The sequence below is a fragment of the Cypionkella sp. genome, from assembly GCF_034376685.1.
In the GTDB taxonomy this organism is placed as follows: domain Bacteria; phylum Pseudomonadota; class Alphaproteobacteria; order Rhodobacterales; family Rhodobacteraceae; genus Cypionkella.
On sequence record NZ_JAXMJJ010000036.1, the window covers coordinates 138625 to 164947 of the forward strand.

The 26323-nt window shown below is 61.2% G+C and carries 21 protein-coding genes and 1 tRNA gene; 10 read left to right on the forward strand and 12 right to left on the reverse strand.

The window, feature by feature from the left end:
* Window positions 1-6 precede the first annotated feature (6 nt).
* The 3 genes from U1A24_RS08445 to U1A24_RS08455 form a co-directional block, all read right to left on the reverse strand.
* Entirely contained in the window at window positions 7-624 is a 618-nt protein-coding gene (locus U1A24_RS08445; RefSeq protein WP_322321540.1) for an FMN-binding negative transcriptional regulator, read from the reverse strand.
* 180 nt (window positions 625-804) lie between these two features.
* Window positions 805-930 carry a type B 50S ribosomal protein L36 gene (gene ykgO / locus U1A24_RS08450; protein ID WP_023666132.1) on the reverse strand — a complete coding sequence of 42 codons (126 nt, stop codon included), beginning with the start codon at window positions 928-930 and terminating at the stop codon, window positions 805-807.
* Window positions 931-1003: 73 nt separating this feature from the next.
* Window positions 1004-1078: transfer RNA gene (locus tag U1A24_RS08455), tRNA-Val, on the reverse strand.
* Between the two features lie 182 nt (window positions 1079-1260).
* On the opposite strand from U1A24_RS08455, the gene U1A24_RS08460 reads away from it, so the two are divergent.
* Window positions 1261-2118 (forward strand): N-formylglutamate amidohydrolase, encoded by an 858-nt coding sequence (locus tag U1A24_RS08460; RefSeq protein WP_322321541.1) that lies wholly within the window; start codon window positions 1261-1263, stop codon window positions 2116-2118.
* Between the two features lie 153 nt (window positions 2119-2271).
* Here the strand turns inward: U1A24_RS08460 and U1A24_RS08465 are convergent, their stop codons facing one another.
* Window positions 2272-3525 carry a DNA polymerase IV gene (locus U1A24_RS08465; protein WP_322321570.1) on the reverse strand — a complete coding sequence of 418 codons (1254 nt, stop codon included), beginning with the start codon at window positions 3523-3525 and terminating at the stop codon, window positions 2272-2274.
* Window positions 3526-3709: 184 nt separating this feature from the next.
* On the opposite strand from U1A24_RS08465, the gene U1A24_RS08470 reads away from it, so the two are divergent.
* Genes U1A24_RS08470 through U1A24_RS08480 form a run of 3 tightly spaced genes read left to right on the forward strand, consistent with a single transcriptional unit; the run spans window position 3710 to window position 6155 of the window.
* Window positions 3710-4546 (forward strand): NAD(P)-dependent oxidoreductase, encoded by an 837-nt coding sequence (locus tag U1A24_RS08470; protein ID WP_322321542.1) that lies wholly within the window; start codon window positions 3710-3712, stop codon window positions 4544-4546.
* Window positions 4543-5151 carry a sugar transferase gene (locus tag U1A24_RS08475; protein WP_322321571.1) on the forward strand — a complete coding sequence of 203 codons (609 nt, stop codon included), beginning with the start codon at window positions 4543-4545 and terminating at the stop codon, window positions 5149-5151. The genes U1A24_RS08470 and U1A24_RS08475 overlap by 4 nt, the downstream gene beginning before the upstream one ends.
* A 41-nt stretch (window positions 5152-5192) precedes the next feature.
* On the forward strand, window positions 5193-6155 hold the full coding sequence (locus U1A24_RS08480) for a glycosyltransferase family 32 protein (RefSeq protein WP_322321543.1): 963 nt from the start codon (window positions 5193-5195) through the stop codon (window positions 6153-6155).
* On the opposite strand, the gene U1A24_RS08485 is transcribed toward U1A24_RS08480, so the two are convergent.
* The gene (locus U1A24_RS08485) at window positions 6147-6872 is read right to left on the reverse strand and encodes a polysaccharide deacetylase family protein (protein WP_322321544.1); all 726 of its coding nucleotides are present in this window, start codon (window positions 6870-6872) and stop codon (window positions 6147-6149) included. The two genes, U1A24_RS08480 and U1A24_RS08485, sit on opposite strands and share 9 nt — an antisense overlap.
* A complete protein-coding gene (locus tag U1A24_RS08490; protein WP_322321545.1) occupies window positions 6869-7984 on the reverse strand; it encodes a glycosyltransferase family 4 protein in 1116 nt (371 codons plus the stop codon). The genes U1A24_RS08485 and U1A24_RS08490 overlap by 4 nt, the downstream gene beginning before the upstream one ends.
* A 164-nt stretch (window positions 7985-8148) precedes the next feature.
* Here U1A24_RS08490 and U1A24_RS08495 point away from each other — a divergent pair, with 164 nt between their 5' ends.
* Window positions 8149-9477, forward strand: coding sequence for a nucleotide sugar dehydrogenase (locus tag U1A24_RS08495; protein WP_322321546.1), 1329 nt, complete (start codon window positions 8149-8151; stop codon window positions 9475-9477).
* 9 nt (window positions 9478-9486) lie between these two features.
* Window positions 9487-11160, forward strand: a complete 1674-nt coding sequence (locus tag U1A24_RS08500) for a metallophosphoesterase (protein WP_322321547.1) — start codon at window positions 9487-9489, stop codon at window positions 11158-11160.
* Here the strand turns inward: U1A24_RS08500 and U1A24_RS08505 are convergent.
* The 6 genes from U1A24_RS08505 to U1A24_RS08530 all read right to left on the reverse strand — a co-directional run bounded on the left by U1A24_RS08505 (window position 11099) and on the right by U1A24_RS08530 (window position 20042).
* Entirely contained in the window at window positions 11099-12799 is a 1701-nt protein-coding gene (locus U1A24_RS08505) for an adenylate/guanylate cyclase domain-containing protein (protein WP_322321548.1), read from the reverse strand. The genes U1A24_RS08500 and U1A24_RS08505 overlap by 62 nt on opposite strands.
* Before the next feature lie 59 nt (window positions 12800-12858).
* Window positions 12859-14220, reverse strand: a complete 1362-nt coding sequence (locus tag U1A24_RS08510) for an adenylate/guanylate cyclase domain-containing protein (protein ID WP_322321549.1) — start codon at window positions 14218-14220, stop codon at window positions 12859-12861.
* A 161-nt stretch (window positions 14221-14381) separates the two neighbouring features.
* Entirely contained in the window at window positions 14382-15215 is an 834-nt protein-coding gene (locus U1A24_RS08515; RefSeq protein ID WP_322321550.1) for an MBL fold metallo-hydrolase, read from the reverse strand.
* Between the two features lie 233 nt (window positions 15216-15448).
* Window positions 15449-15916: a cyclic nucleotide-binding domain-containing protein gene (locus U1A24_RS08520; protein WP_322321551.1), complete on the reverse strand. Its 468-nt coding sequence runs from the start codon at window positions 15914-15916 to the stop codon at window positions 15449-15451.
* A 63-nt stretch (window positions 15917-15979) separates the two neighbouring features.
* Window positions 15980-18700, reverse strand: a complete 2721-nt coding sequence (locus tag U1A24_RS08525) for an ABC transporter ATP-binding protein (RefSeq protein WP_322321552.1) — start codon at window positions 18698-18700, stop codon at window positions 15980-15982.
* Window positions 18701-18866: 166 nt separating this feature from the next.
* Entirely contained in the window at window positions 18867-20042 is a 1176-nt protein-coding gene (locus U1A24_RS08530; RefSeq protein WP_322321553.1) for a DUF3095 domain-containing protein, read from the reverse strand.
* A 233-nt stretch (window positions 20043-20275) separates the two neighbouring features.
* On the opposite strand from U1A24_RS08530, the gene U1A24_RS08535 reads away from it, so the two are divergent.
* From U1A24_RS08535 to U1A24_RS08550, 4 genes are read left to right on the forward strand one after another with little or no spacing between them, the layout of a single operon-like run.
* Window positions 20276-22234 (forward strand): ABC transporter ATP-binding protein, encoded by a 1959-nt coding sequence (locus U1A24_RS08535; RefSeq protein ID WP_322321554.1) that lies wholly within the window; start codon window positions 20276-20278, stop codon window positions 22232-22234.
* Window positions 22231-24120 (forward strand): ABC transporter substrate-binding protein, encoded by a 1890-nt coding sequence (locus tag U1A24_RS08540; RefSeq protein ID WP_322321555.1) that lies wholly within the window; start codon window positions 22231-22233, stop codon window positions 24118-24120. The genes U1A24_RS08535 and U1A24_RS08540 overlap by 4 nt, the downstream gene beginning before the upstream one ends.
* Before the next feature lie 3 nt (window positions 24121-24123).
* Window positions 24124-25122 carry an ABC transporter permease gene (locus U1A24_RS08545; RefSeq protein WP_322321556.1) on the forward strand — a complete coding sequence of 333 codons (999 nt, stop codon included), beginning with the start codon at window positions 24124-24126 and terminating at the stop codon, window positions 25120-25122.
* A complete protein-coding gene (locus U1A24_RS08550; protein WP_322321557.1) occupies window positions 25119-26312 on the forward strand; it encodes an ABC transporter permease in 1194 nt (397 codons plus the stop codon). Before U1A24_RS08545 ends, U1A24_RS08550 begins: the two co-directional genes overlap by 4 nt.
* The last annotated feature ends 11 nt before the right edge of the window (window positions 26313-26323 follow it).

A 26323-nucleotide genomic window follows, 5' to 3' on the forward strand; every position in this document is an offset into this window, starting at 1 on the left:
ACTCAATCAGCCCAAATCGCGCCGCATCAGCGCGGCGATCTCCTGCGACCCCGCATCGGTTTGCTGCGCCAGATGATCGGCAGCACTTGCCCGCACCTCGGGCGCTTTGTTCTGGTTCAGCTTCCAGGTGCCATCCACCGAGGCCACCTCAAACCGAAACGGCAGGATCATACGCAGCATCCGCGGCAGCGCGCCTTCAGACATCTTCTCTGACCCCCAAGGCTGTTTCGGCAGCAGGCGGGTTTCATGCTCGGCAGACAAGGCGTCAACATGCGGGTGCAGCGAAGATTCGGGCAGCGGCGACAGCACCCCCCGTAGATGCACCGCGATATAATTCCACGTCGGCACCTGATCGCTGATGCCATACCAATCCGGCGAGATGTACGCATCCGGGCCGGAAACCATGATCAGGGCGGGAAGGCCCGCTGTGCAGGCGCGCGCAATCGGATTGGATCGTGCCAGATGCAGTTCTGCAAAGCTGGCATCGGGCGACAGCAAGAACGGCACATGCGCCGCCAAAGGCCCCTCCGCGCCGTTCACCGACAAGATCCCAAAGCCGCGCGCACGGGCGAAGGCGAGGTTGTCTTGTAACGGAGTGGTGCGGAACGCGGGATTAGGGTGCATGGCAGGCTCCATAAGTGCTCTCACAGCGCCTAAGCGGCGCTGAGCCTCACGACAATCTAATCTTTCTTATCTCGCATTAGACAGACGCATCTACCGCGTACCCAGCGCAACCCAGCCAGCGCCAATGAAAAAGCCGCCAGAGATTGCTCTCGGCGGCCTATTCGGTGCTGCTGCGCGCGATCAACCCTGACGGGCCTTGTAGCGCTTTTGCGTCTTGTTGATCACATAGACGCGGCCTTTACGGCGCACGACCTGGCAATCACGATGACGCGTCTTCAGCGAGCGGAGCGAGTTTGCAACCTTCATGGCTGTCTCCCTTGTTCGCGGCGCGTCTTCGCGCCAGTTGAAAAGCGTTGCCCCCTTGAGAGGAGCGGCGAAATGGTGGGCGGTACTGGGATCGAACCAGTGGCCACTACGATGTCAACGTAGTGCTCTACCGCTGAGCTAACCGCCCACAAACCTGACGTTCCCGCCCAGACTTTTCACCTGACCAAGCGCGGCCAAACAAAAGGACGCGGGCGGAACCGCGTCGGATGGCTGGGCTATAAACAGAGTCGCAGCCCTGTTCAAGGGGGTAAAGGGGGGTATCGGTAAAGGATATTTTGCAGTTATATCACAAAGTAACAGGAGTGTGGCGTGTCGCAGGTCTATCGAATCCATCGCCCTGAACGGCAAGATACTGCCGTGGTGTTTGCCTCGCCGCACAGCGGGCGGGTCTATTCAGCGGCGTTTCTGGCGCAAACGGTGTTGTCCCGCGATGTGATCCGATCTTCGGAAGATGCCTTTGTCGATCAAGTGTTTGGCGCGGCTGTGCAGCATGGTGCGCCGCTGCTGGTGGCCGATGTGCCGCGCGCCTACCTCGATCTGAACCGCGCCCCGGATGAGTTTGACCCCGGCGTAATCGAAGGCATCGCCCGCGTGCCGCACAACCCGCGTATCTCCTCCGGTCTGGGGGTGATTCCCCGTGTGGTGTCCGGTGGGCGGCTGATCTATCGCGGCAAGCTGGGTCTGGCCGAAGCCGAAGCGCGGATTGCCGAGGTCTGGCACCCTTACCACCGCGCGCTGCGCCAGTTGCTGGAAGAAACTCACAGATCCTTTGGCGAGGCAGTGCTGATCGACTGCCATTCGATGCCACATGAAGCCATCGACGGCCACGGCCGCCCCGGTCAACCCAAACCCGATGTCGTGCTTGGGGATCGGTTTGGTGCTGCGGCGGGTCGGCATGTGATGGACGCAGTCGAGGCGGCGTTTCAACGCGCGGGCCTGCGGGTGGCGCGCAACACCCCCTTCGCCGGGGCCTTTATCGCGCAAAGCTACGGGCGGCCCTCGGCGCGGCGCCATGTGATCCAAGTGGAAATTGATCGCGGGCTTTACATGGATGAAGCCACCATCACCCCGCACAGCGGCTTTGAGGATTTTAAGGCCCTGATGGCCGAGGTGATCGCCGAGATCGTCGGAATTGGTCGCGAGCAGCTGCCTTTGGCGGCGGAATAGCGGTTCTTTGGGGCTGGCCGTCCTTGGGCAGAGAGTGCCAAGATGCATTGCGGCATGGCCCCACACACTCAATCGTTAATAATGTCTTAAACTCACCACATCAAGTCATTGATATAAAACACATAAAAAAGGTCCCGAGTTGGGACCGCCCCACTATCGCAACGCCCGCCCCTTAATGATCGCCTCCCGGCCAAAACGGGCACGGATGGCATCAGTGGCGCGCTCAGCCGCGGCACGCTTGCCTGCCGTGGGGTCCAGCAGATCGGCGGAAAGATCGGCCTGCGCCTCGGGGGCAAGATCGCTGATGCCGACGCCGATCAGCCGGTAGGGGCCTTTGCGATCGGTCTGATCAAACAAGGCACGGGCAGCACGGTAGATTCGGTCGCTCAGTTGCGTGGGGTCGGTCAGGGTGTGGCGGCGGCTGATCAGCTGGAAATCCGAGCGTTTCAGTTTCAGGGTGACGGTCTTGCCCGACAAAGCCTTGGCCTTGGCGCGGTCGGCCACTTGCTCTGCCAACCGCCAGAGGTGACCATCCAGCAGATCGGGATCAGAGGTATCCTCAAAGAACGTCGTCTCCTTGCTGATCGACTTCAGCTTCTCATCTCGATTGACCCGCCGCGTATCCAGCCCCCGCGCGAGGTGCCACAATCGGTCGCCCATGCTGCCGAAGCGGGCGATAAGATCGGTGCGGTCCCAGCGCAAAAGGTCGTTGATGGTGCGGATACCGGCCTTTTCCAGCGAAGCCTGCGCAGCGGTGCCGACGCCCCAGATGATGCGGACGGGTTTGGGACGCAGGAAGGCTTCGGTTTCGGCACGGCCAATGATGGAAAACCCGCGCGGTTTGTCGAGGTCTGACGCAATCTTGGCGAGGAATTTGTTGTGCGACAGGCCGATCGAGCCTGACAGCCCCAACTCATCCTCCATCCGCTTGATCAGCCTTGCCAGCACCACGGCGGGGGCCGCGCCGTGCAGGCGTTCGGTGCCGGTGAGGTCGAGGAAGGCTTCATCCAGCGAGAGCGGTTCGATGGCGGGGGTCAGCGCCTCCATCATCGCGCGGATGGCACGTGAGGCGTCGACGTAGACGGACATCCGGGGTTTCACCACCACGGCTTCGGGGCAGAGTTTCAGCGCCTGAAACATCGGCATCGCAGACCTCACCCCGTGGATACGGGCGAGGTAACAGCAGGTTGAGACCACGCCGCGGGTGCCGCCGCCGACGATCACGGCTTTGTCGCGCAGATCAGGATTGTCGCGCTTTTCCACGCTGGCGTAGAAGGCATCGCAATCCATGTGGGCGATCGAAAGCAGGTTCAATTCGGGATGGGCAAGCAGACGCGGAGAGCGGCAGCTTGGGCAGCGGACTCCGACTTCAAATTGGGTGAGGCAGTCGCGGCACAGGCTGGGCATGGCGGGATTATGCCAGATCGGAGGCGGGGTTGTCCACGTGTGGCGCATCGGGGCGCTTTATATAAATCAATGGGTTAGTGGTGTGGCGTTTACGATTTGTTTACTGTTGCGTCGGTAAGGGGCGTTGGTCTGGCTGCGGCGTGGGAATGTTCTATACTCGGGCCGGAATGGCGGAAGAGGCGGTATGGCGGGGCTGATCAATCAAACCTTAGTGGTGGGCGCGAGCGGGCGGGTCGGGCGGCTGCTGGCGCGCGCTTGGGCACGGGTCGGGCAGGCTCCAACTTTGCAGCACCGTGGCGAGGCATTGGCTGCGGATTTGCCGCAGGTGGAGTGGCATCCGCTTTCGGGGGCTTCGCTGGATAAGGGGCGATTTCGGGCGATGATCGTGCTGGCGGGGGTGGTGCGGGGGGATATGACGCTGAACGCGCTGTTGGCAGAGGCGTGCTGTGCGGCGGCGGTTCAGGCGGGGATTGCGCAGGTTTTGCTGGCCTCGTCCTCGGCGGTTTATGGGGTGAATGGCGGACTGGCCTGCCGTGAGAATACGCCCACGCATCCGGTAAATGACTATGGCCGTTCCAAACTGGAGGCTGAGGCCGTGGCCAACGGTTGGCGGGCGCGGGGCCTCGCGATCACGGCTTTGCGCATTGGCAATGTGGCGGGGGCGGATGCTCTGCTGGCGGGGATACAGCCGGGCCAGCCGACCATGATCGACTGTTTCGCTGACGGCACGGGGCCGGTGCGCAGCTATATCGGGCCGATCACCTTGGCGGATGTTTTGGCGCGGTTGCTGGGGCAAGACCTGCCGCCTGTTCTGAACCTAGGCGCACCGCATCCGGTGGCGATGGCCGATCTGGCACAGGCGGCGGGGGCGGATTGGCGCTATCAGGCAGCACCCGCGACGGCGTATCAGCGTATTACGCTTGATTGCGACCTGCTGGCACAGCATTACCGCTTTGCTGAAGACCAGTCAGACGCCGCCACAATGGTGGCAGAATGGCAATCCACCCGAGGGCCGCAATGACGCCGATGAAACGCTTTCTGGATGTGCTGGCGGTGCTGGTTTTGGCGATTCCGCTGCTGCCTTTGGGGCTGCTGACCGCGCTCGCGATCCTGATTTTGGATGGCCGCCCGGTGATCTACTGGGCCGAGCGGATGAAGACGCCGACGCAAAGTTTCAAGCTGGCGAAGTTTCGCAGCATGACGGTGCAGCCTGCGGAGTCAGGCGTTTCAGGCGGCGATAAATCCAGCCGGATCACCCGGACCGGGCGGTTTATTCGCCGCACGCGGCTGGATGAATTGCCGCAGCTTTGGAACGTGCTGAAGGGTGATATCAGCTTTGTCGGGCCGCGCCCGCCGCTGCGCGAATATGTCGAACGCTTCCCCGAGATTTACGCGCAGGTGCTGAAATCGCGCCCCGGCATCACCGGGCTTGCGACGATCGTGTATCACCGCCACGAGGAACTGCTGCTGGCGCGCTGCAAGACGGCGGCGGAAACCGATGCGGTCTATGCGCGGGCTTGCGTGCCGCGCAAGGCCAAGCTGGATTTGATCTATCAACGGCGGCGCAATCTGCGGTTTGATTTTTATCTGATGCTGAAGACGGTGTTCAAGCAGCTGCCGTTATAGGGTTGTCGCAGGATGCGAGTCAGCAAGAGGGGCGGGCGAGCATGAGCGCGAAGCAACGGATGAATGACGGCATCGCCGCCGCCCGCGCCTTGGTTGCGACGGGCGATTTCGATGCCGCGACTGCGATTCTGGATGGGTTGACCGCAGATCGCGGGATCGCCGCCTTGCCCGCGCAAACCGCACTGGGTTTGCCGCGCAGGCTGCATGCGGCGCGGCTGCATCTGGCGAAAGCGCAGGGCGATGCGGTTGCGCGGGCGGGGTATCAGTTTCATCTGGTGCCTGCGCCCGAGCTGCTTGCACCGTTGTTCCGGTTTTCAGCGGCGGAGCGACAGGGGATTGTGGCGGCCAACCGTGTGGCGGTGCCACGGGTGATCCATCAGATCTGGATCGGCAGTCTGCCGGTGCCTGCTTCGGTGGCGGCATGGCGGCATCATGCGGTGGTGCAGGGCTATCAGTATCGGCTGTGGCAAGAGGCCGATCTGGCGGGTTTGGGACTGCCCGATCAGCCTGTTTATGCGGCGATGCTGGCGCGCGGGGATTATCCCGGTGCGGTGGATGTGGCACGCTATGCGATTTTGGCCGCTGAGGGCGGGATATATTTGGATTGCGATTGGTATCCGGCGCGGGATGACATCAGCTTTCATGACCTGCTGCCGCTGATCGGCCTGACCGCCTGGGCCGAGAGCGTGCCGCGTCACACCGGGTTGGGCAGTTTGTTGTTGGGCAATTCGTTTATCGCCACGCCACCGGATCATCCGGCGCTGCATCGGCTGAATGCGCGGTTGGGGCAGGCGCTTGATCTGCTGCCGGAGGCTCCGGCGTGGTGGTCAACCGGGCCTTTGGTGTTCACACTGGCTGCTCGGGGTGGGGCGGTGTGTGTTGCGCCGCAGACGTTGATTGCGGGCGCATTGCCGGACCGTGCCGCTGTGGCCGAGGTGGAAGCATTGCGGGCACGGGCTATGGCTATGGAGGATGGATTGCTGATCGCGTGGAAATCATGGTGAGGCGATCAGGTCGGGCAGGCTGACCCAGCGGCAGCCCGGATGCGTGGCGGTGAGGGCGAACAGCCGCGTCAGGAAGCCCCAGACCTGTGCGTCATGCACAAGGTGGTGGGTCAGCAGGCCAACCGGGGCATCGCTGCGCTGCATGGCGTGGGCGATTTCGTCCATCAGCAGGGCATCGGGGCGGCCAGAGCGGCTGCCGCGCCAGTCGATCACATCGACATGGGTGTTGTAGAGCGGCAGGGCGGTGGCGGCTTCGGGGCCGTAGACGGACAGGGCTTTGAAGCCGAGGGCGGGCAGTTCTGTGATGATGTGTGGCGCGATACGGTTCCACGGCGGCACGAGCACGGGGGTGAATTGCTGGGGGTGGAGTTGCGCGAGATGGCTGAAGCCGCGCGCGAGTTCGGCAAGGATCTGGTCGATTGGGCGATGCGGGCCGAGTTCCTGTTTCTTTTCGCCAACGGGGGCGTGGTTGGTGTGCGACCAGCCATGCACGGCGACCGAAACGGCTTTTGCGGCGTCCAGCCGTTTGGCCAGAGTGGCGCCGGAATCGGCGGGTATGACGGCGAGGGTGACGGGGACGTTTGCGGCTTCGGTCAGTGACAGCAGGTGGTCTAGCGCTGCGGTGGGTTCTGTGGCGTCGTCGTCGCGCAGCCAAAGCTTTGCGGGATTTCCATTGGCGGCGCGCAGATCGAGGGCGCGGATCAGGGATGTGGTCATGGTTTGGGCTCGACTATGGTTTGCAGCAGGGTGTTCAGGCGCTGGGCTGCGCCTGTTATCGAGTGGTCGCGCTGAACGCGCAGGCGGGCGGCTTGGCCCATGCGGCGTTGCAGGGCGGGTTCGGTCAGCAAGCGTGTTATGGCTGTCGCTGCTGCCGCATCGTCGCCGGGTTCGGTCAGGAAACCCGTTTCACCGTCAGTCACCACTTCAGGCACGCCTGCGGTGCGTTGGGCTATGACGGGGACGCCTGCGGCTTGGGCCTCGAGATAGGCGAGGCCGTAGGCTTCTCCACAGCCGGGCCAGATATAGGCCGAGGCTTGTGTAAGGGTGGCCGCGATTTGGGGCTGGGTTTGCAGGCCCAACCATGTCAGGCGATTGGGCGGCAGGTCTGCGAACATCGCCTGCACCTCGGCGCGCTGCGGGCCATCGCCGATCACGCTGAGATGCCAGTGCAGGCCGGGCGGCAACAGGGCGAGGGTTGCAGCGAGGCGGCGGTAGCTGTCGCGCTTGTCGCCTGCGCGCATCATCGCGACCGTTACCAGATGGCCGGGCTGCGGGGTGGCGGGGGCAGAGAAGACATCGGTTTCGATGAAGGGCGGGAAACGGGCGAGGTGGGCGGTGGGGGTGGCGTCATGCAGGCCGTTCCTGTCGCGGGCGGTGAGGCAGAGGTTGAGGCTGGCTTGCTGCACGGCGTTCCCTACCTGGGCCTGCATTTCCGTCCAGATGCCGATGTTGCGGCGGGCGGAGAGGGAGGCTTCAACCGTCACATAGGGCAGCGCGAAGCGGTGGGCGAGGTTGGGGCCGAGCATGTCGGGGGATTTGTAATAGGGGTGGTAGCAGAGCCACAGATCGGGCGGATCATTGGCCCAGAGGGTGCTGATCCGATGGGCTTCGTCGTCGGCATCGGCGCGCAGTTTGGTCCAGCCTGCGAGGTCTTGCGGATCGCCCAGATAGGCGCGTAGGTCTGAGGCCAGATCCACCTGATGCCCCGCTTGGGTCAGGCAGCGCGTCAGCAGTTGCGCCATCAGCCGATCGCCCGAGGGCACCGGATGCGTCGGGGCCTTCAAAGGCGCGTAAAAGGCGATCCGCAGGTGGCGGGTGGGCGGCGGCATCGGGCAATGATCCTAAGGGTTTGCAGGTCTGCGCCAAGGTTATGCGCAAAGCCTGTGGAGGGCGACTGGAATCGCGCAGAGCCGCGCTCAAGCTGTTGCGATCCTTGACAGGCTTGGCAAACTGGCCCATTTCCAGATGACCCTCAGCTGTGGCGGAGTGAACCTTGCCCCTATCCCATCTTCTTGAAAACATCACCAACCGAACCGCCCGCGTTGGGGTGATCGGTCTGGGTTACGTTGGCTTGCCGCTGGCGATCACCGCCGCGCGGGCGGGGTTTCGGGTGACGGGATTTGATACCGATCCCGGCAAGATCACCGCCGTTGACGCCCGCAAAAGCTATATCGAGGCGGTGCCGGATGCGGTGCTGGCCGACGAGGTGGCGGCGGGGCGCTTTACCGCAACGGCAGATTTCGCCGCGCTGGGCCTGTGCGACGTGATCGTGATCTGCGTGCCGACACCGCTGACGCGGCACCGCGAGCCGGATTTATCTTTCATCACCCGCACCTGCGACGACATCGCAAAGACCCTGCGCGCGGGGCAGGTGATTGTGCTGGAATCCACCACCTATCCGGGGACGACGGACGGCCCGGTGAAGCGTATTCTTGAAGCGGGCGGGCTGGTTTCAGGCAAGGATTTCTACCTTGGCTTTTCGCCGGAACGCGAGGACCCCGGCAACCGCGCTTTTGATACCTCGACCATTCCCAAGGTGGTGGCGGGCGATGGCGCTGAGGCGGGGCAGTTGGTGGCAGCGTTCTATGGCGCAGTGGTGAAAACCGTGGTGCCGGTGTCGTCGACCGCGACGGCTGAGGCGGTGAAGCTGACTGAAAATGTTTTTCGCGCAGTGAACATCGCCTTGGTGAACGAGCTGAAGGTGATCTACGAGGCGATGGGCGTCGATGTCTGGGAAGTGATCGAGGCCGCCAAGACCAAGCCCTTCGGTTATATGCCGTTCTATCCCGGCCCCGGTTTGGGCGGTCATTGCATCCCGATTGACCCGTTTTATCTGACGTGGAAAGCGCGGGAATATGACATTCCCACGCGCTTTATCGAGCTTGCGGGAGAGATCAACTCGGGGATGCCGCGCCATGTGGTGTCTCGGCTGGCTGAGGCGTTGGATCAACGGTTGGGGCTGGCTTTGAGCCGCTCCAAGGTGTTGGTGATCGGGCTGGCCTATAAGAAAAACGTGCCAGATATTCGCGAGAGCCCGTCGTTGAAGCTGATCGAACTGATCGAAGAACGCGGGGGGCAGGCGTCTTATCATGATCCGTTTGTTGCCGAGATTCCGAAAACGCGGGCTTATGGCGCGTTGATGGGGCGCAAGTCGGTGACACTTGATCGGGCGACGGTGGACGGTTTTGACGCGGTGCTGATCGCAACTGACCATGATGGTCTGGACTATGCCGGGCTTGCGCAGTGGTCGCGGTTGATCATCGACACCCGCAACGTGTTTGCGCGGAATGGCATTGTGGCGGATCATGTGGTGAAGGCTTAGGGCGCGGTGATGGCATCCCATGCGGTTGCTGTGCTGGCGGATGCGCATTTCCACGATCCGGGCGGCGATTTCGGCGGCGCTGGGGTGCTGGTAGACGGCGTGCGGCTTGTGCTGCGCAGTTGGGCGGATACGCGGATCGCGGCGCGGGCGTTCAATGAAACTGCGGGGGCGTTGGCGGCGGCGCTGGAGAAAGTTGCCGCTGCCGGGGTGCGTCATGTGGTTCTGGCGGGGGATTATTCCGACGACGGGCAGGCGGAGAATATCCGGCGTTTGGTTGACGTGTTGCAGGGATTTGAGGATCGGTGCGGGCTGCGGTTTTATGCCATTCCCGGCAACCATGATCTTTATGGGCCGCATGGCAAGCATGTGACGACGCGGTTTGTCCGCGCTTCGGGGCAAACCGTGATGGTAACGAGTGATGCGGAGCAGGCGGAAGCCGGGGCGGTTGTGACGCCTGCGATGCGCTGTGGCGGGCAACCTGCGGCGCTGTTGCCGATGGCGCGGTTTGGGCTGTTCCGCCAGCCGGAGTATCTGCATTGGGAAAGCCCGTTTGGCGCAGATGATCGGCCCGAGGCGCGGATGTATGATGCTGTGGCGGTTGATGGCTCGGTGACGCAGCGGTTGATGGATGCGTCTTACCTGGCGGAGCCGGAGCCGGGGCTGTGGCTGTTGATGATCGACGCCAATGTGTTTGAACCACGCGCGGGGCGGCCGGATGCGACGCGCAAGAAGGCGTTCATCGGACCGTCAGATGCGGGGTGGAATGCGCTGCTGCGGGTGAAGCCGTTCTTGCTGGATTGGATCAGGGATGTGACCGCGCGAGCACAGGCCTTGGGCAAGGTTCTGGTGACGGTTTCGCATTATCCGGTGCTGGACCCGTTTCAGGATGTTTCGGGGTCAGAACGGGCGTTGTTTGGGGACACCGCGATTGTGCGGCGCACTCCCGGCCCGCAGGTGGCGCAGGCGTTGATTGGTGCGGGGCTGCGCTGGCATATCGGCGGGCATATGCATGTCAACGCCACCACACGCACGGCGGATGGGCGGTTGATCGATCTGTCGTTGCCGTCGCTGGTGGCGTTTCCTCCGGCGTTCAAAATTCTGCGTGCCAGTGGGGACGTGGTGAGCGCCGAGACCGTTTCGCTGGCGGATGTGCCGCCTGATGTCGGTATTTCAGCGGTGTATCGGGCGGCGGGGCAAGGCGAGGCGTTGCCGCTGGGGGCGTTGTTGGCGGCGCAGCGGCGGGCGAATGTGCTGGAGCGGCGACTGGTGCATGACTGGCCAGCTGCGGTGCGGGCGTTGGTGATGGAGCGGAATGCGGGGTTTCTGGTGGAACTCGTCGGGGGGGATGTTGCGGCATTTGCGGGGCAGCATGGGCTGGATGCTGGGGCGATTTGTGCCTGCCCGCTGCGTGATTTGATTGCGGATGCTTATCTGCTCAAAGTCGCGGGGCCTTTGGCGGTGCAGTGGGTAGCGGCGGACAGGTTGGCGTTGTGCCGGGCGTTGGCGCTGGAGTTTGGGGATGAAAGTGCTGATCCGCACCAAGGTGCGCGTGGGTTTTTGCAGCGGTTTTTGTCGGTGCTGAAGGTGTCGCTGGATCGGATGGACGCGGAGGATAGCGCGATTATCCCGGCTGCGGCAGGTTTGTCGCGCGGGCGGCCACCACGATATCCAGCGGTTGACTGAGGCCGCGAATATCCACGGTTTGCGGCAGGGTTTTCTCGGTCGGCTCAAGCCCCGACAGGCTCAGCGCGTGGGCCGAGACGGCGACCTGCACGCCAAGATCCTTGGTTTTCTGCTCGAGACGGCTGGCGATGTTCACCGTCTCGCCCAAGGCAGTCAGGCGGGCGACGGCTTCGGTGCGATGCGCGGCACCGATGCGGCCCAGAATGGCGGGACCGGAGTGGATGCCAATGCCCATCGATAGTGGCTCGGGCAGTTCTTCGCGCAGGCTTTGGTTCAGGCTGTCGAGCACGCCACCCATCGCGCGGGCGGCGGCAATGGCGCGGCGCGCGCCTTCGGCGGGCGTGGTCTCCATGCCGAAGATCGCCATGATGCCATCGCCCATGAATTTATCGACAAAGCCGCCGCTGTCTTCGATCGCCTCGGCCATCCGACCGAGAAACTGGTTCAGCAGGAAAACTACATCAAAGGACAGCCGCCCCTCGGACATTTTGGTAAAGCCGCGCAGGTCGCAGAACAGCAGCGTGACCTCGCTTTCAATGCCCCAGTGGTATTTGTCAAAACCGTTTGACTGACCGGGTTCCAGATTGGCGGGCAGCAGGGTGGAGATCGTCAGATCGGCGGTGGGGCGCAACTGGCAGGCCAGCCGCACATTCGCAGGCGCACCGACGCGGCGCAGCACCTGCTGTTCGGTGACAGAGGCCGGGGGCAGTTGATCCAGCCCTTCCAGCACCCGCACGCGGCAGGTCGAACAGCGCGCCCGCCCGCCGCAGACAGAGGCATGCGGGATGCGGTTCATCCGGCTGATTTCCAGCACGGAAAGCCCGCGCGGCGCTGAAATCACTGGGCCATAGGCATAGCGCACCAACACCCGCGCGCCCATCTTGTTGCTCATTTGCAGCAGCAGCCATCCGCCGACTGCCGCCGCCAATATCGCGAAATAGCTGTAGGAGCCGAGCTGGAAATTCTGTTGCATCTCAGCGAATTGCGCGGCGTTGAACGGGCTGGAGACGCCGCCGCGCAGATGAATCATCCGTCCCGCCGAGACATAACCCGCATAGGCCAGTGACGGTATCAGCACGGCGAGACCGTTCAGCGCCCAGAGATTGCGGCGATACCACGGTTTTGGGGACAGCCACATGTGGATGCCGATACAGCCATGAATCCAGACCAGTGCCACCAGCAGCGCCAGTCGAACGCCCTCACCCGGCCACATCGCCCAGAGGGCATAGGTGTAATTGTCGGTGACGCCAAACAACTCGTGTGCGCCACGGGTGCCGAGCACATGCCGGATCAGCAGGATCGGGATCAGTAGCCCGAACAGCAACTGCACCAGCCCGCGGGTGCCGATGCGCCATGTGCGCAGGCGGATGAAATGGGTGATGCCCAAGCCAAAATGCACCAAAGCGGCGAGACACAGAACCAGCGTGCCGATCAGGCTGCGGGTTATGAACTGGCGGATATCTTGCCCTGTCTGCATCGCTTCAAGCGAGACCAGCCCAAGCGCATGGTTCAGCAAATGCGTGGTGGCAAAAGTGAACAGCACCAGCCCGGACCACAGCCGCAGCTGTGCGATGCCGGGGCGAGAGCGTCGCCACCATCGCCGCGCCGCCCGAGCTGGGGATGCAGCCGCTTTGTTCATAGCTGTGCTCTGCACATTTGCGCTGGATCTGAAGGGCAACTGGGGAACGAGGTTTGCATCTAGGCAAGAACCACAAGATCTACAGGAGCCGCAAGCCCCGCCACGCCTTCGCCGTCGCGCCGCAGCACGCCGGGATTGACGTAGCCTTGCGCTTCGGCGCGGCTGTGGGTGCTGGCGTCGGTCAAGGCGCGGGTGTGCTGCGTCTTGTTGGCGCTTTCCAGTTTCGACGCCAGATTGACGGCGTGGCCGATCACGGTGAATTCATAGCGCCCTTGCGAGCCGACAATTCCCACCGTCACATCGCCGGATGCCACCGCAACGCCGGTCGCAAAACGCCCCGGCCAGCCCAATGCGGCGAACTCATCTTGCCGCGCATCCAGTGCGGCGATCACTGCCGAAGCGGCACGCAGAGCATCTGCGGCATAGGTTTCGCCCGGTTGCACCGCCCCGAATGTCGCCAGGATGCCATCGCCCATGAACTTGTCGATCTGGCCGTTGTGTTGTTCAATCTCTGTCAGGGTGATCTGCTGGTAATGCGCCAAAATCCGCATCGCTGTTTCAGGTGGCAGTGCCAGCGCGGTTTTCGTAAACCCCCGCACGTCGACGAACATGATCGCGGCGGGGCGCACCTCGCCTTGCCCTGTGCCCGGAATATCGTCGGATTGCGTGATCAGGTCTGCCACTTCCGGCGCGAAGAACTGGCTGAGATCTTCAGCGGCGGCATGGCTTTGAATGGCGTCAAACAGCACAGAGCGCGCCCGGAACAAGGCGATTGTCAGAATAAGCGTGACCCCCAGCAGGGTGATCACCTTGTCAATCTCGGCCCCGATCAGAATGGTGTTCGAGGTCAGGTATTCGACATAGTTGCGCGTGACATGCATGTTGTTCACATGCGTCAACGCATAAAGCACCATAAAAACCCAGCCTGACGCCGCAATCAGCCCCGACATCAAGACATAGCGCGGATCAAAACGCAGGGCGCGCAAGGCGATGAAAAAGAACAGATAAATCATCGTTGGTGATTTGAGATAGAAGGCAGGCGGCTGGTGATACTGGATGTGGAACGAAAAGATCATGCCACACAGCAGGCCCACATCCACCACCATCGACAGCATCAGATACCAGCCGGGCAGCACCATCCGGTAGGACAGGAAAACCCGAAACAGGGTAAACACCAGATAGGCGGCCAGCGTCATCGGCACAAAATTTTCGCCCGTAGTGCCTTCTGCGCGGGGTGCCACCCAATACAGCATGCCAAGAAATCCGACGATGCTGAGCTGCGCCCAGCTTATCGTCTGTTCGGCGGCGGTCTCACGGCGGTCAATTTCGGCCATGACGCGGGCAGGCATGGCTTCGCCGTGTGGGTCGCCTGTCCAGATGTAGACAAAAAAGTCGCGGATGAAGGAGGGAATATAGGGCACGTGACTCTCCTTCTTCTTTCCGTAATCGCCGTTTGCTCGAGGCGGCGTGATCTGAGAAAGACGCAGCTCTTAGCTGGTTTTTCCGTCACAAAAAAGCGACATTTCTGCGAGCGGAGCGAAGGTGCCGAAATGTTCAGAAGCAATCATCTGCGGAGCCGCTCTCAAACCTCAATCACCTGAAGATCACGCCCGCAGAATGCGCCCGGAAACAGGCGTTGCGCGGCGCGCTCGATCTTGGTCAATTCGGCATCGGTGCGGTTGAAGCTGTGGTGAAGGAAGCCGACCTGCTTGGCACCCGCTGCCTGTGCCAGCCGCACCGCCTGTTGCCAGGTGGAATGGCCAAAGCCTTTGAAGGTCGCCATTTCCTCATCCAGAAAAGTGGCGTCGTAGACAAACAGATCCACCTTGTCGATCAGGCGCAAAACATTGGGGTCCAGCGTGCCGGGTTCGTGCTCGGTATCGGTGATGATGGCAATCGAGCGGTCCCCAAACTCTACGCGGTAGCCCACGGCATTGCCGGGATGGTTGAGCATCCCCGTGCGGATCGTCACGCCGGGATAGGGGGTCAGCACATCGCCTGCGGTGAAATCACGCGCATCAATCCCGGCGCTGCAATAGTCGGGCCCGATGGGAAAGAACGGTTTGCGCATGAATTCCGACAGCATCTGCCGGGTGGTCATTTCAGCGCCCATATGGCCGGACCACAGTTTGAGCTTTGACTGGCCGCAATACATCGGCTTGAAGAACGGCAGGCCGCAGACGTGGTCGTAATGGGTGTGGGTGAAGTAAACGGTGAGGTCTTTGCAGCCTTCGGCGGCGAGGGCATGGCCAGCAGCCAATGCGCCGCTGCCCGCATCGAACATGATGACATGCTCGCCACAGCGCATTTCCATGCAGGTGGTGTTGCCGCCGAACTTCTGGAACTGCGGGCCGCTGACCGGCAAGCCGCCACGCGTGCCCCAGAGTTTGAGCTGAAATTTCGGCTGCCCGGTCATGCGCCAAACCGGCCCGAAAGCCGCCCTCTGCTGTGCCACGGACACAGGCCAGAAGCTATTTCATTGCCGCGTATCGCCAAGATCAGACTTCCCCAGATCGCTGATACAGCAAAGGATAAGAAGCATCGCGACAAGATGCGAGGCCATATTGCAGGGCGATCAGAAAAGACTAGGCCCAGTGCGGGCAGTTTGGTCCAAAGCATGGCAATTCCCGGCGCGAACCTGAACGCCGGTCAGCGCTTGGAAAGTTCTGCGACCCGGCTGCGGGCTTCGGACAGCTCTATGGTGGTTTGGCTGAGACGATCTGCCAGCACGCGGACGACTTCGATGGTCATTTCCGGGAAATCGGACATCAGTTTGAAGAAATTGTCCTTGCTGATTCGCAAGGCTTCAACCGAGGTTGCGGCCCTGACGGTGGCGGTGCGGGCCACATCGCAGAGGATGGCGATTTCGCCGACGATGGCGTTTTCATCAAGCTCGGCCACCTTGATCTGTCCGGTTGGACCATCGACGATCACGTCCGCGCGGCCAGACAGAAGCACAAAGGCCGCATCGCCCGCGTCACCCTGCCGGCAGATAACCTCACCCGCGCGGTAGGAAACCCGCTCGGACGTGAAGGCCAGCAGCTTGAGCTTTGCCGGAGAGACCCCGGCAAACAGCGGAACCAGCTTCAGCATTTTGACTTCGTCATTCAGTAGCACGTCGTCACCTTCCTACCGTTCGGGCCGCTGGCGAGGCCAAGCCGCAACAGGCTTGCCCCTCAACTATGCCGACATCAGTTCTTTGAAGATACCATTCTTTTGTGAAAGTTCTGCATGAGAGCCGTCTTCTACCAGTCGGCCACGCTCAAAAACCGCGACTCTGTCGAATTGTGCGGCAAATTTGGCGTTTGAAATCACCCAAGCCACGGCGGGGGCGCGGCCATCTCGGCGCAGATATTTCAATGCGGCGGTCAGCACCTGTTCTTGTGTGCGGGTGTCGAGTGCCGAAAGCGGGCGGTTGAACAGATAGTAGTCGGACCGCCGGATCAGCGCGCGTGCCAAGGCGAGTTTCTGCCGCTGCACCGAGGTCAGCCGCTTGCCGCCCGCGCCGATGTGGAAGTCGAGCCCGATCGACAATAGCGTGTCATAGATGCCCAGTTCACGCAGCACCCCGCCCGCCACCGCGTAGATGCGTTCAACACCGTCGCGATATTTCTGGCTGATGCGGCCAAACAACATGTTGTCCAGCAGGGTGCCGGAAACCATGTATTGCTCGGGGTCGTAAAACTCGATGGCGTCTTTGAGGTTGGCCGGAAGCCCTTCGTGGAAAGCGGCCCTGAACTCAACGATCTGCGTCATCATCTTGGGTGTAAGCAGACCGAAACGATGCCGGGGTTCGATATAGTCAAAGCTGAGGCGGATCATCATGGCGCGGTCGCTCTGGGTGATGTTCGCGGTGCTTTTATCTATGTTTTTCAACAGCATCGCATAGGCTGGGATGTCGTCGGATTTCATAAAGGTCAGTTGCTGGAAGAACGGGTGATCCGGCGGCAGGTCGCTGAACAATTCGATGGCGTTGCGGGCGATCTCGGTGCCCATCGTAAACAGCGTATCGGCCAAGCCGCGTTGTTTCAGGACCGACAGGAAATACGGGTTGCTGATGATCGCGCCAGCCTTCAGGTCTGAGGTGCGGGCATTGCCGAACAGCAGGTTTTCGATCACCGTGGCTTCGACATTATAAGCGCCGGGTTCAAACGGTTCGATCAGCCCGTTCAGGTCGGCTTTGGTCAACGCGTCGCGCAGCACCCGCCGCATCTCGACCGTCTTGGCTTTCAATGCACCATGTTCGGCCAGATTGACGTTGGACCGCAAAGCAAGATCGAACATGTCGCGGGTCAGCGCCACGGCATCAAGTGCGGCATAAACCGACGGCATCAGCGCTGCCTGATTTGCTGCGCCCTGATGTTCAAAGTCGATCCAATCCGAGTGAATGTCGAACTCGGGGTTGCCTGCCCAAACCGCCTCGCGCTTTTCCCACTGACGTTGCGTCAGCGCGGCACCTTCAAACACGCGGTCGGTGATCGGCGCGTGTTTCAGCCCGTAAAGCAGGTTGTCGCGCACGGTTCCGAAGAAGAAATAGGCCTCGGTTCCCGCATAGGTGATCGAGCGACCACTGAGCGATTCGGGCAAACTGTGCAAATCAAGAGTGCCGATGTTGATCTGGCCCTGCGTTGGCCAAACGATCCGTGCCAGCACCTCGGCCATGATATCTGCCCCCGAGCCTGCGTTGCCGATGATGGCAACCGACTCGCCGGGTAACAGCGAAAAGTTGACGCGCTCCAGCCCGACGGCCCCGGTATCATCGGTCACGCCGAGATTGATCGCAGCAAGCGGCCCGGTCAGTTTGCCGCTCGCGCGTTCTGCCGAAACCGCCTGAATCTCGGGTTCCAGCAGACCGTCTACCGCGAATTGGCCGATCACCTGACTGTATTTGATCTGCACGTCCTGACGGTTCTGATCCCAGTCGATCAATTCCTTCAGCGGGCCGGGAAGATCCTTGTAGGCCCCGATCACCGCCACAAGCTGGCCAATGTCCAACTGACCTTGCAGGGCCAGATAGCCCCCTACGCTGTAGAACAGGAAGGGGGTCACCGAGGCGAGGAAGTTGTTGATGAATTTCACCAGGAACTTCCACTGATAGATGTCGAAGCGGATTTTATAGATCCGGCCCAGCCGCGAGGAGATATCGGCGCGCTCAAAGTTTGAGGTGTCATAAGCGTGGATGGTGTTGATGCCATCGACGATCTCGCTGACGCGCCCGGCAAGTTCGCGGGCGGTCAATTGCCGCTCGCGTCCCAGAACCAGCAGACGGCGGCGCATCCGGGGAATGATGAAGGCCTGCACCGCAACCAATGCTGCGGTGATCAGCCCCAGCGGGACGCTTTGCACAAAGATGAAGGCCAGCGCCATGATGGCCTGCCCGCCCAGCAGCGCGGGGGCGACAAAGGCGTCGCCGGTAAAACCGCCCAGCGGTTCGACCTCGTCCTTCACCATGCTGGAGACTTCGGCGCCTTTCAGGCGTTTGAAGGTGGCGGGCGGAAACCGCAAAATGTGATCGACCAGCGTGAAGCGGATGCGGCGCAGCAAGCGTTCACCCAGCCGGCCCTTGTAGGTGTTGATGTAGTATTTGAAGAGCCCGTTGACGATAACCAGCAGCAAAAACACGCTGCTGAGCGCAAACAGCGTGCCAAGACGATCCAGCGCGATGCCGTCAAACAGCGTGACATTGCCGAAGAACGGCAGATCAAACGCGATTTGCATGAAGGTCTGGGTCGCGGCGGGATCGGCAAAGCCATCGCCCTGTATTGGCCCGTTGACGATCTGCTTGGGCAGGTTGAGCGACAGGAAATACGGGATCATCGAAAGCGCTACGACCGCCAGCACCCAAAGCTGTTGCCGCTTGGTGTGGGTCCAGATGTAGCGCGAGATATTTGGGTCCAACATGGCCTTATGGCTCTCCACAGATCGGTCGGCGCCTTGATGAATAACCTAAGGTGCAAAGGGTCATGTCGTGCCAACCAAAATGGGGGTCAGGGTCAAGCAGAGCATGGTTAAAAAGCCGTCGTGCCCGCCACTCAACGCCAAGCACAGTTATGAGGCAAGACGTTTATCATTGCGCCCCCGCCGGTTGCAATGCCGCTTTGGCTTTCATCTGGGTTGCAGCCTGCGCATAGCCCCCTGCGGCACCGTCAATAAAGTGCATGTGATCCTGCGCCCGCAGCGAAGGCACGATGCAGGTGACCAGCGCTTGATCCTGCTTGTGCAGGCCAAATTGGCAGATGCCAGAGGCAGCGGCAGAGTCGAGCAGGGCCTCGATTTCAGCAAGCCCGGCGGCGTTGATATCAATCGTCATCTTCAAGCCATCGTCAAATTTGCGAAAATCGGTGTTGCGGGTCATCTCTCGCACATAGGCACGCGCGTTGAACCCGCCAAGCGTCAGATTGGTGCGATAGAGCAGCACCATCATAAAGATCGCTCCTATCACTTTGATCTGGGCCATCAGGCGATGTCCCCGCTGGGCGCGCGCGTTGATCTCGGCGGCCAGACCGCCCAACGTCAACTGTGGCACTGGTCCTTCCGGCGGCAGCGGGTTGCCCAAGCCGCCCGCCTTATTCGCCACCGCCACCACATCCGACACCAGCGCCCGAAAAGCCTCAGGGCGAGCTGTTCCGGTGGGCATAGCGATGATCGAGACGATCTGGCCATTGCGTGACTGGATCGGGTTCCAGCGGCACGACATCCCGGACAGATCGGGCCGGTTTCCGGGCGCGGCCATCGCAACTGCAAAACGGCCCTGCTTCATTTGCTTCTCGGCCCAGGACGACCCGCCACCGGCGAACATTGCGAAGGTCATATCCTCGCTGGCCCGAAACCGCGCGATCCGCACATCCAGCCCCGCCGCCCGCACCGCGTCCAAGGGAACCATGGCGGTGCGCATGTTCAGGCCCAGATCATCCTCGATCCAGCGCGCGACCGCCGCCAACGCCACGCTGGCTGCCGCAATGCCGTTCGGGGGCACCGCGATCACCGCGCCGTCGCCGCCAAACACGAACGGATAGTCGCTGCCCTCCAGCACATTCAGAACAGCGGTGATCACCGAGGCCCCAGCCATGTTGACGGATTTATATTTGCCATGCGCAATTGCTTCGGTCGAGGACACAACATCAGCCACAGCCAACGCCCAGCCATCTGGCAGCGGTCGGTAGCGTGTCAGATTGGCCACATCTTCAAACTCGGAAAAGGTCGGCAGATCTGACAGAAAAGCAGAGGCGTTCTGATCGGTCATCTTGGCACGCTAGCATAATTTTTACAGGATGCAGGTGCCATAAACTCATATTTTCTGAGCGCGATCACACGACTTCGTGTGGGTTGATCCGGGTTTTGGCGGGGGCGACAAAGTGGCCACGATCTGATCATTTCGGGGCTGACGGAGCCAATTTCAACACCCGGCGTTGCATTTTGATTGCAATTCGCGAGAACTCTCGCTTGCAATGGCCTTGCCAAGCAACCGGATCCAGCATGATCCACGCCACAGGACGGAATGGGTCAGACCGGATGACACGACAAGAACTTGGCATGGGCATGGATTTGCTGCGGGTAGAGGACGTGAAAGTGTCGTTCCCGCTGGCCACTGGCCAAGTCGATGCGCTGAAGGGCGTGGGGCTGCGGGTGTTGCCCGGCAAGATCACGGCGCTGGTTGGCGAGTCCGGTTCGGGCAAGTCGGTGTTGGGTCAGACCATCATGGGGATTCAGCCGGATATTGCGCGGGTGAGTGGCCGCGTGCTGCTGGCCGATCCGGCAGCGCCGGGGGGCACTGTGGAGTTGCTGGGTCTACCGCGCGATGGGCGCCTGATCCGCAGCGTGCGGGGCCGCAAGATCGGCATGATCTTTCAGGAGCCAATGACCTCATTTTCCGCGCTGCACACCATCGGCAACCAGATCTCGGAAGCGTTGCGTATCCATGAGCCGGTCTCGGCCAAAGAACAGCGCGAGCGGTCGGAAGATATGCTGTCGCTGGTGGGGTTCACCAAGCCCGGCAAAGTCTTTGACATGTATCCGTTTGAGCTGTCGGGTGGCATGCGGCAGCGCGCGATGATCGCGATGGCGCTGATTTGCCGACCGCAGTTATTGATCGCGGACGAGCCGACAACCGCGTTGGATGTGACGATTCAGGCGCAGATTCTGACGTTGCTGCGCGATCTGCAACAGCGTCTGAACATGGCGATCCTGTTGATCACGCATGATCTTGGTGTGGTGGCCAATGTCACCGATGAGGTGGTGGTGCTGTATCAGGGCCGGATCATGGAATCCGGGCCGGTGGATGACATTTTCCGCCGCCCGCAGCATCCCTATCTGAAGGGGCTGATGGCTGCGATTCCGCATTTCGGTATGAAGCAGGGTGAACGACTGCGTCCGCTGCGCGATATTCAGATCAACCGCGACAAGCTGATGACCGCGATTGGCGGGGCGAAGGCTGTGGCGAAGGCCCCTGCACCTGAGGTGCTGCTGTCGGTACGCAACCTGTCGAAGACCTATGAAACCCGCGATCAGGCTTGGGATATTCGCAAATCTGCCAAGCCCGCGCCTGCGGTGGATGGCGTCAGCTTTGATATCAAGCGCGGCGAATGCCTTGGGTTGGTGGGCGAAAGCGGTTGCGGCAAGACCACGGTCAGCAAGATATTGATGCGGGCGGTGACCCCCGATACGGGTTCGGTGATCTATGATGACGGCTCTGGCCCGGTGGATGTGCTGAACGCGAAGGGGGACGATCTGCAACGTCTGCGCACGCAGATTCAGATGGTGTTTCAAGACCCGGTGTCGTCGCTTTCTCCGCGCATGACGGTGGGCAATATATTGTCGGAACCGCTGGATATTCATCGCCGTGGCTCGGTCCCGCAACGGCGCGAGACGGTGGATGCGCTGCTGGGAGCCATTGGTTTGGGACAATCTGCACGCCACCGCTATCCGCACAGTTTTTCGGGTGGACAGCGGCAGCGCATCGGCATTGCCCGCGCGCTGGCCTTGGCGCCGGGGTTGATTGTGTGTGACGAGCCGGTGTCGGCGCTGGATGTCTCGGTGCAGGCGCAGATTCTGAACCTGTTGAAAGATTTGCAGAAAGATCTTGGGCTGACCTATTTGTTCATCTCGCACAACCTTGCCGTGGTGGACTATATGGCAGACCGTGTGGCGGTGATGTGGGCGGGCCGGATCGTGGAAATTGCCGCGCGAGAGACGATCATGACCGCCCCGGTGCATCCCTATACCAAGGCGTTGCTGGCTGCTGTGCCCTATCCTGACTTGGACCGCCGCTTGGATTTTGCCACTTTCAACGGCAACACCGCCCTGACCAGCGCCAACTGGGCGCAGGCGTTCCGCACTGATCCCGAAGCACAGGCCGCGCTTGCGCCGTTGGATCTGGGGGACGGGCATTTCGTGCTGGCGCGCAAAACCGCTGACGTTGGGGATCTGAAACCATGATCACCCGCCGCACCGCCTTGACCCTGCTTGCCTCAGTCGCGCTGCCCAGCATCAGCTTTGCGGAATCGCCGTTTTTCGCGCCCGAGGTTCGGATGGGCAATCTGCCGCCGCTGCCCGAGCGCCTGCCACGCAATCCGCGCGTCATCGACTTGCCCGCGATGGGGCGCAGCACCGGGCGTTTGGGGGGTAGCGTGCGGATGCTGATCAGTGGGCAACGCGATGTGCGGTTGCTGCCGATCTACGGCTATTCCCGGCTGGTGGGCTATGACGCCGATTTGAAACTGGTGCCGGATATTCTGGCCGGGTTTGAGGCCGAAGAAGATCGCGTCTACACCCTGCATCTGCGCGAGGGTCATCGCTGGTCAAATGGCAGTCCCTTCACGGCGGAGGATTTCCGCTATTGCTGGGACGATATGATGAACAACGCCGATCTGTATCGCGGCGGCCCTCCGGTGGATCTGATCGCCGATGGCAAGGTGGTGGAGTTCAGCGTCATCGACCCGGTGACGGTGCGTTACACCTTTGCCAGCCCGATGCCGGATTTTCTGCCCAAGCTGGCAGCCCCCTTGCCGCTGATCCTGTTTGTGCCAAGCGCCTATATGCGGCAGTTTCACCCCCAGTATCAGACTGCGGAAAAACTGGCTGAGCTGATAGAGATCAACCGCGTTGATGACTGGCAGGGGCTGCATGCCAAAATGGGCCGCTCGATCCGCCCGGAAAACCCGAGCTTGCCGACGTTGGAGGCGTGGCGTCCGCGCACTGCGCCGCCTGCCGAGCAGTTTGTGTTCGAGCGCAACGCCTATTTCCACCGCGTCGATCAGATCGGCCAGCAACTGCCGTATTTTGACCGCATCGTGATGGATGTGGCGTCAGCCGATATCATTCCCGCCAAGACCGCGACCGGGGAAAGCGATTTGCAGGCAGGTGGCATCAGCTTTCCCGATTACACGTTGATGAAGCAGGCGGAAAAGCTGCATCCGCTGAAGGTGTCGTTGTGGCGGCGCACCCAGGGGTCGAGTGTCGCGCTGCTGCCGAACCTGAACTGCAAGGATGTGGTCTGGCGCAAGCTGTTCCAAGATGTGCGGATGCGGCGGGCTTTGTCGGTGGCGATCAACCGGCATGAGTTGAACAAGGTCAATTTCTTTGGCCTTGGGCGCGAAAGTGCCGATACGGTGCTGCCGGAAAGCCAGTTGTTCCGACCGGAATACGCGACGGCCTGGGCGCAACATGATCCTGATCTGGCGAACGCCTTGCTGGATGAGTTGGGCCTGACTGAACGCGGCGGTGGTGGTATCCGCATTCTGCCCGATGGCAGGCAGGCTGGGATCGTGGTGGAAACGGCGGGCGAAAGCACGCTGGAAACCGACGTGCTGGAACTGATCGTTGATCACATGCGCGATGTGGGCATTGCGATTTATATCCGTGCGTCGCAGCGCGACATTTTCCGAAGCCGTGCGATGGGCGGAGATGTGCAAATGTCGGTCTGGCAGGGTTTGGACAATGGGGTGCCGACGGCTGATATGGCCCCCGATCAACTGGCCCCGACCCACAGCGACCAGCTGCAATGGCCGATCTGGGGCAGTTGGTATATGTCGGCGGAAACTGCGGGCGAGGCCCCTGATCTGCCCGCCGCGCAACAGATGATTGCCCTGCTGAAGCAATGGCGTAAAAGCACCACCACCCAGACGCGGGCCGAGATTTGGGCTCAGATGCTGACACTTTGGGCCGATCAGGTGTTCTCGATTGGCACCGTCAACTCGGCCCCGCAGCCGATTGTGCGCGCGGCCCGGATGCGCAATGTGCCGGAAGATGCGCTGTATGGCTTCACGCCGACCAGCTTTCTGGGCGCTTACATGCCCGACACCTTCTATTATGCAAGGGAGTAGGCCATGATCCGCTACATCCTGATGCGCACGCTTGCGATGATCCCGACGTTGTTCCTGATCTCGGTTCTGGTGTTTTTCATCATTGAACTGCCACCGGGCGACTACTTTGAAAGCTATGTGTCCGAGCTGCGATCCTTGGGCGAATCCGCAGATCTTGCCGAAATCGAAATGCTGCGCGAGCGCTACGGCTTTGATCAGCCGCAGGTGATCCGCTATCTGTGGTGGGTCGGCGGTATGCTGCATGGCGACTTTGGCTATTCGTTTGAATATCGCCTTCCGGTGAATGAGGTGGTGGGGGATCGGCTGTGGCTGACCGTGCTTTTGTCCACCGTCACCATCCTGTTCACCTGGATCGTCGCCTTTCCCATCGGGATTTATTCGGCGACGCATCAGTATAGCTGGGGCGATTACGGGCTGACCTTCCTTGGTCTCTTGGGCATCGCGGTGCCGAACTTTGTGCTGGCCTTGGTGATGATGTATTTCGCCAATATCTGGTTTGGCGTCTCCATTGGCAATCTGATGGACCGTCAGTTTCTGAACGAGCCCATGAGTTGGGCGAAGTTTTCCTCGATCCTGTCGCATATCTGGATCCCCGTGGTGATCATCGGCACGGCAGGCACCGCCAGCATGGTGCGCCGTCTGCGTGCCAACCTGCTGGATGAGTTGCACAAGCAATATGTCGTCACCGCCCGCGCCAAGGGCCTGCATCCGTTGAAGGTGCTGGTGAAATATCCGCTGCGCATGGCGCTGAACTTTTTCATCTCGGACATCGGTTCCATCCTGCCCGCGATGATCTCTGGGGCCGAGGTGACCGCGATCGTGCTGTCGCTGGAGACCACAGGGCCAATGCTGATCCGGGCGTTACAAAGTCAGGATATGTATCTGGCCGGATCGTTCCTGATGTTTCTCGCGTTTTTGACGGTGATCGGGGTGTTGATCTCTGACATCGCGCTGACGTTTCTTGACCCCCGCATCCGTTTGGGCAAAGGCAGCAGCAAATGAGCGAATTGCCAAACCAGACCAGCCCGTTGCCCGCCCCCGGTGCGGCGATGGGGCATTTCGTCTCGGACGCCCCGTTCGATCCCTATGAGGCAGAGAACGCGGCGACGGCCAAGGGCAAATTTGCCGAAGCCTCACAACTGCAACTGATGTGGTGGAAGTTTCGCAAGCATAAGGTGGCGCTGTATTGCGGGATATTCCTGATCCTGATGTATGGCTCGATTCTGATCAGCGAGTTTCTGGCCCCCTACAGCCAGCAGGCCCGCAACACCGATTTCATCTATGCCCCACCGCAAGCGGTGCATCTGTTCCATGACGGCGAATTTATCGGCCCGTTTGTCTATGGCCGCACGCAAGTGCTGGATATGGAGACGCTTCAGCGTGTTTACACCGATGATCCGAATGATGTGCAACGCTTGCGCTTCTTCTGTGAGGGCGATGCCTACAACTTTTGGGGCCTGATCCCCGGCGATACCCACTTGGTTTGCCCAGCCAAGGGTGGGCAGTTTTTCTTGTTGGGCACCGACCGTCTGGGCCGCGATGTGTTGTCGCGCATCATCTATGGAGCACGGATTTCGCTGACCATCGGTATCTTCGGCGTCACCATGAGCTTTATCCTTGGCATCGTGATCGGTGGCCTTGCCGGCTATCATGGCGGCTGGTTCGATGCGCTGACCCAGCGCGTGATCGAGGTTTTGCAATCCATCCCTTCGATCCCGTTGTGGATGGCGCTGGCCGCGATCATTCCGGTGACGTGGAGCCCGATCCTTGTCTATATCGGCATCACCGTGATCCTTGGTTTGTTGGATTGGACCGGCCTTGCCCGTGGGGTGCGATCTAAACTCTTAGCCCTACGCGAAGAAGACTATGTGTTGGCCGCCCGTCTGATGGGCGCGGGCAGTGGCCGTATCATCGGGCGTCATATGATCCCCGGCTTCATGTCGCACCTGATCGCCTCGGCTACGTTGACGATTCCCGGCATGATTTTGGGCGAAACCGCGCTCAGCTTCCTTGGCATCGGTCTGCGCGCGCCGATTTCAAGCTGGGGCATCCTGTTGACCGAGGCGCGCAGCGTGAACATCATCGCACTTTACCCGTGGCTGATGTTCCCTGTCATTCCCGTGATCCTGGTGATCCTTGCTTTCAATTTTCTCGGCGACGGGCTACGCGATGCCGCCGATCCTTACAAATGACTGGCCCTGCC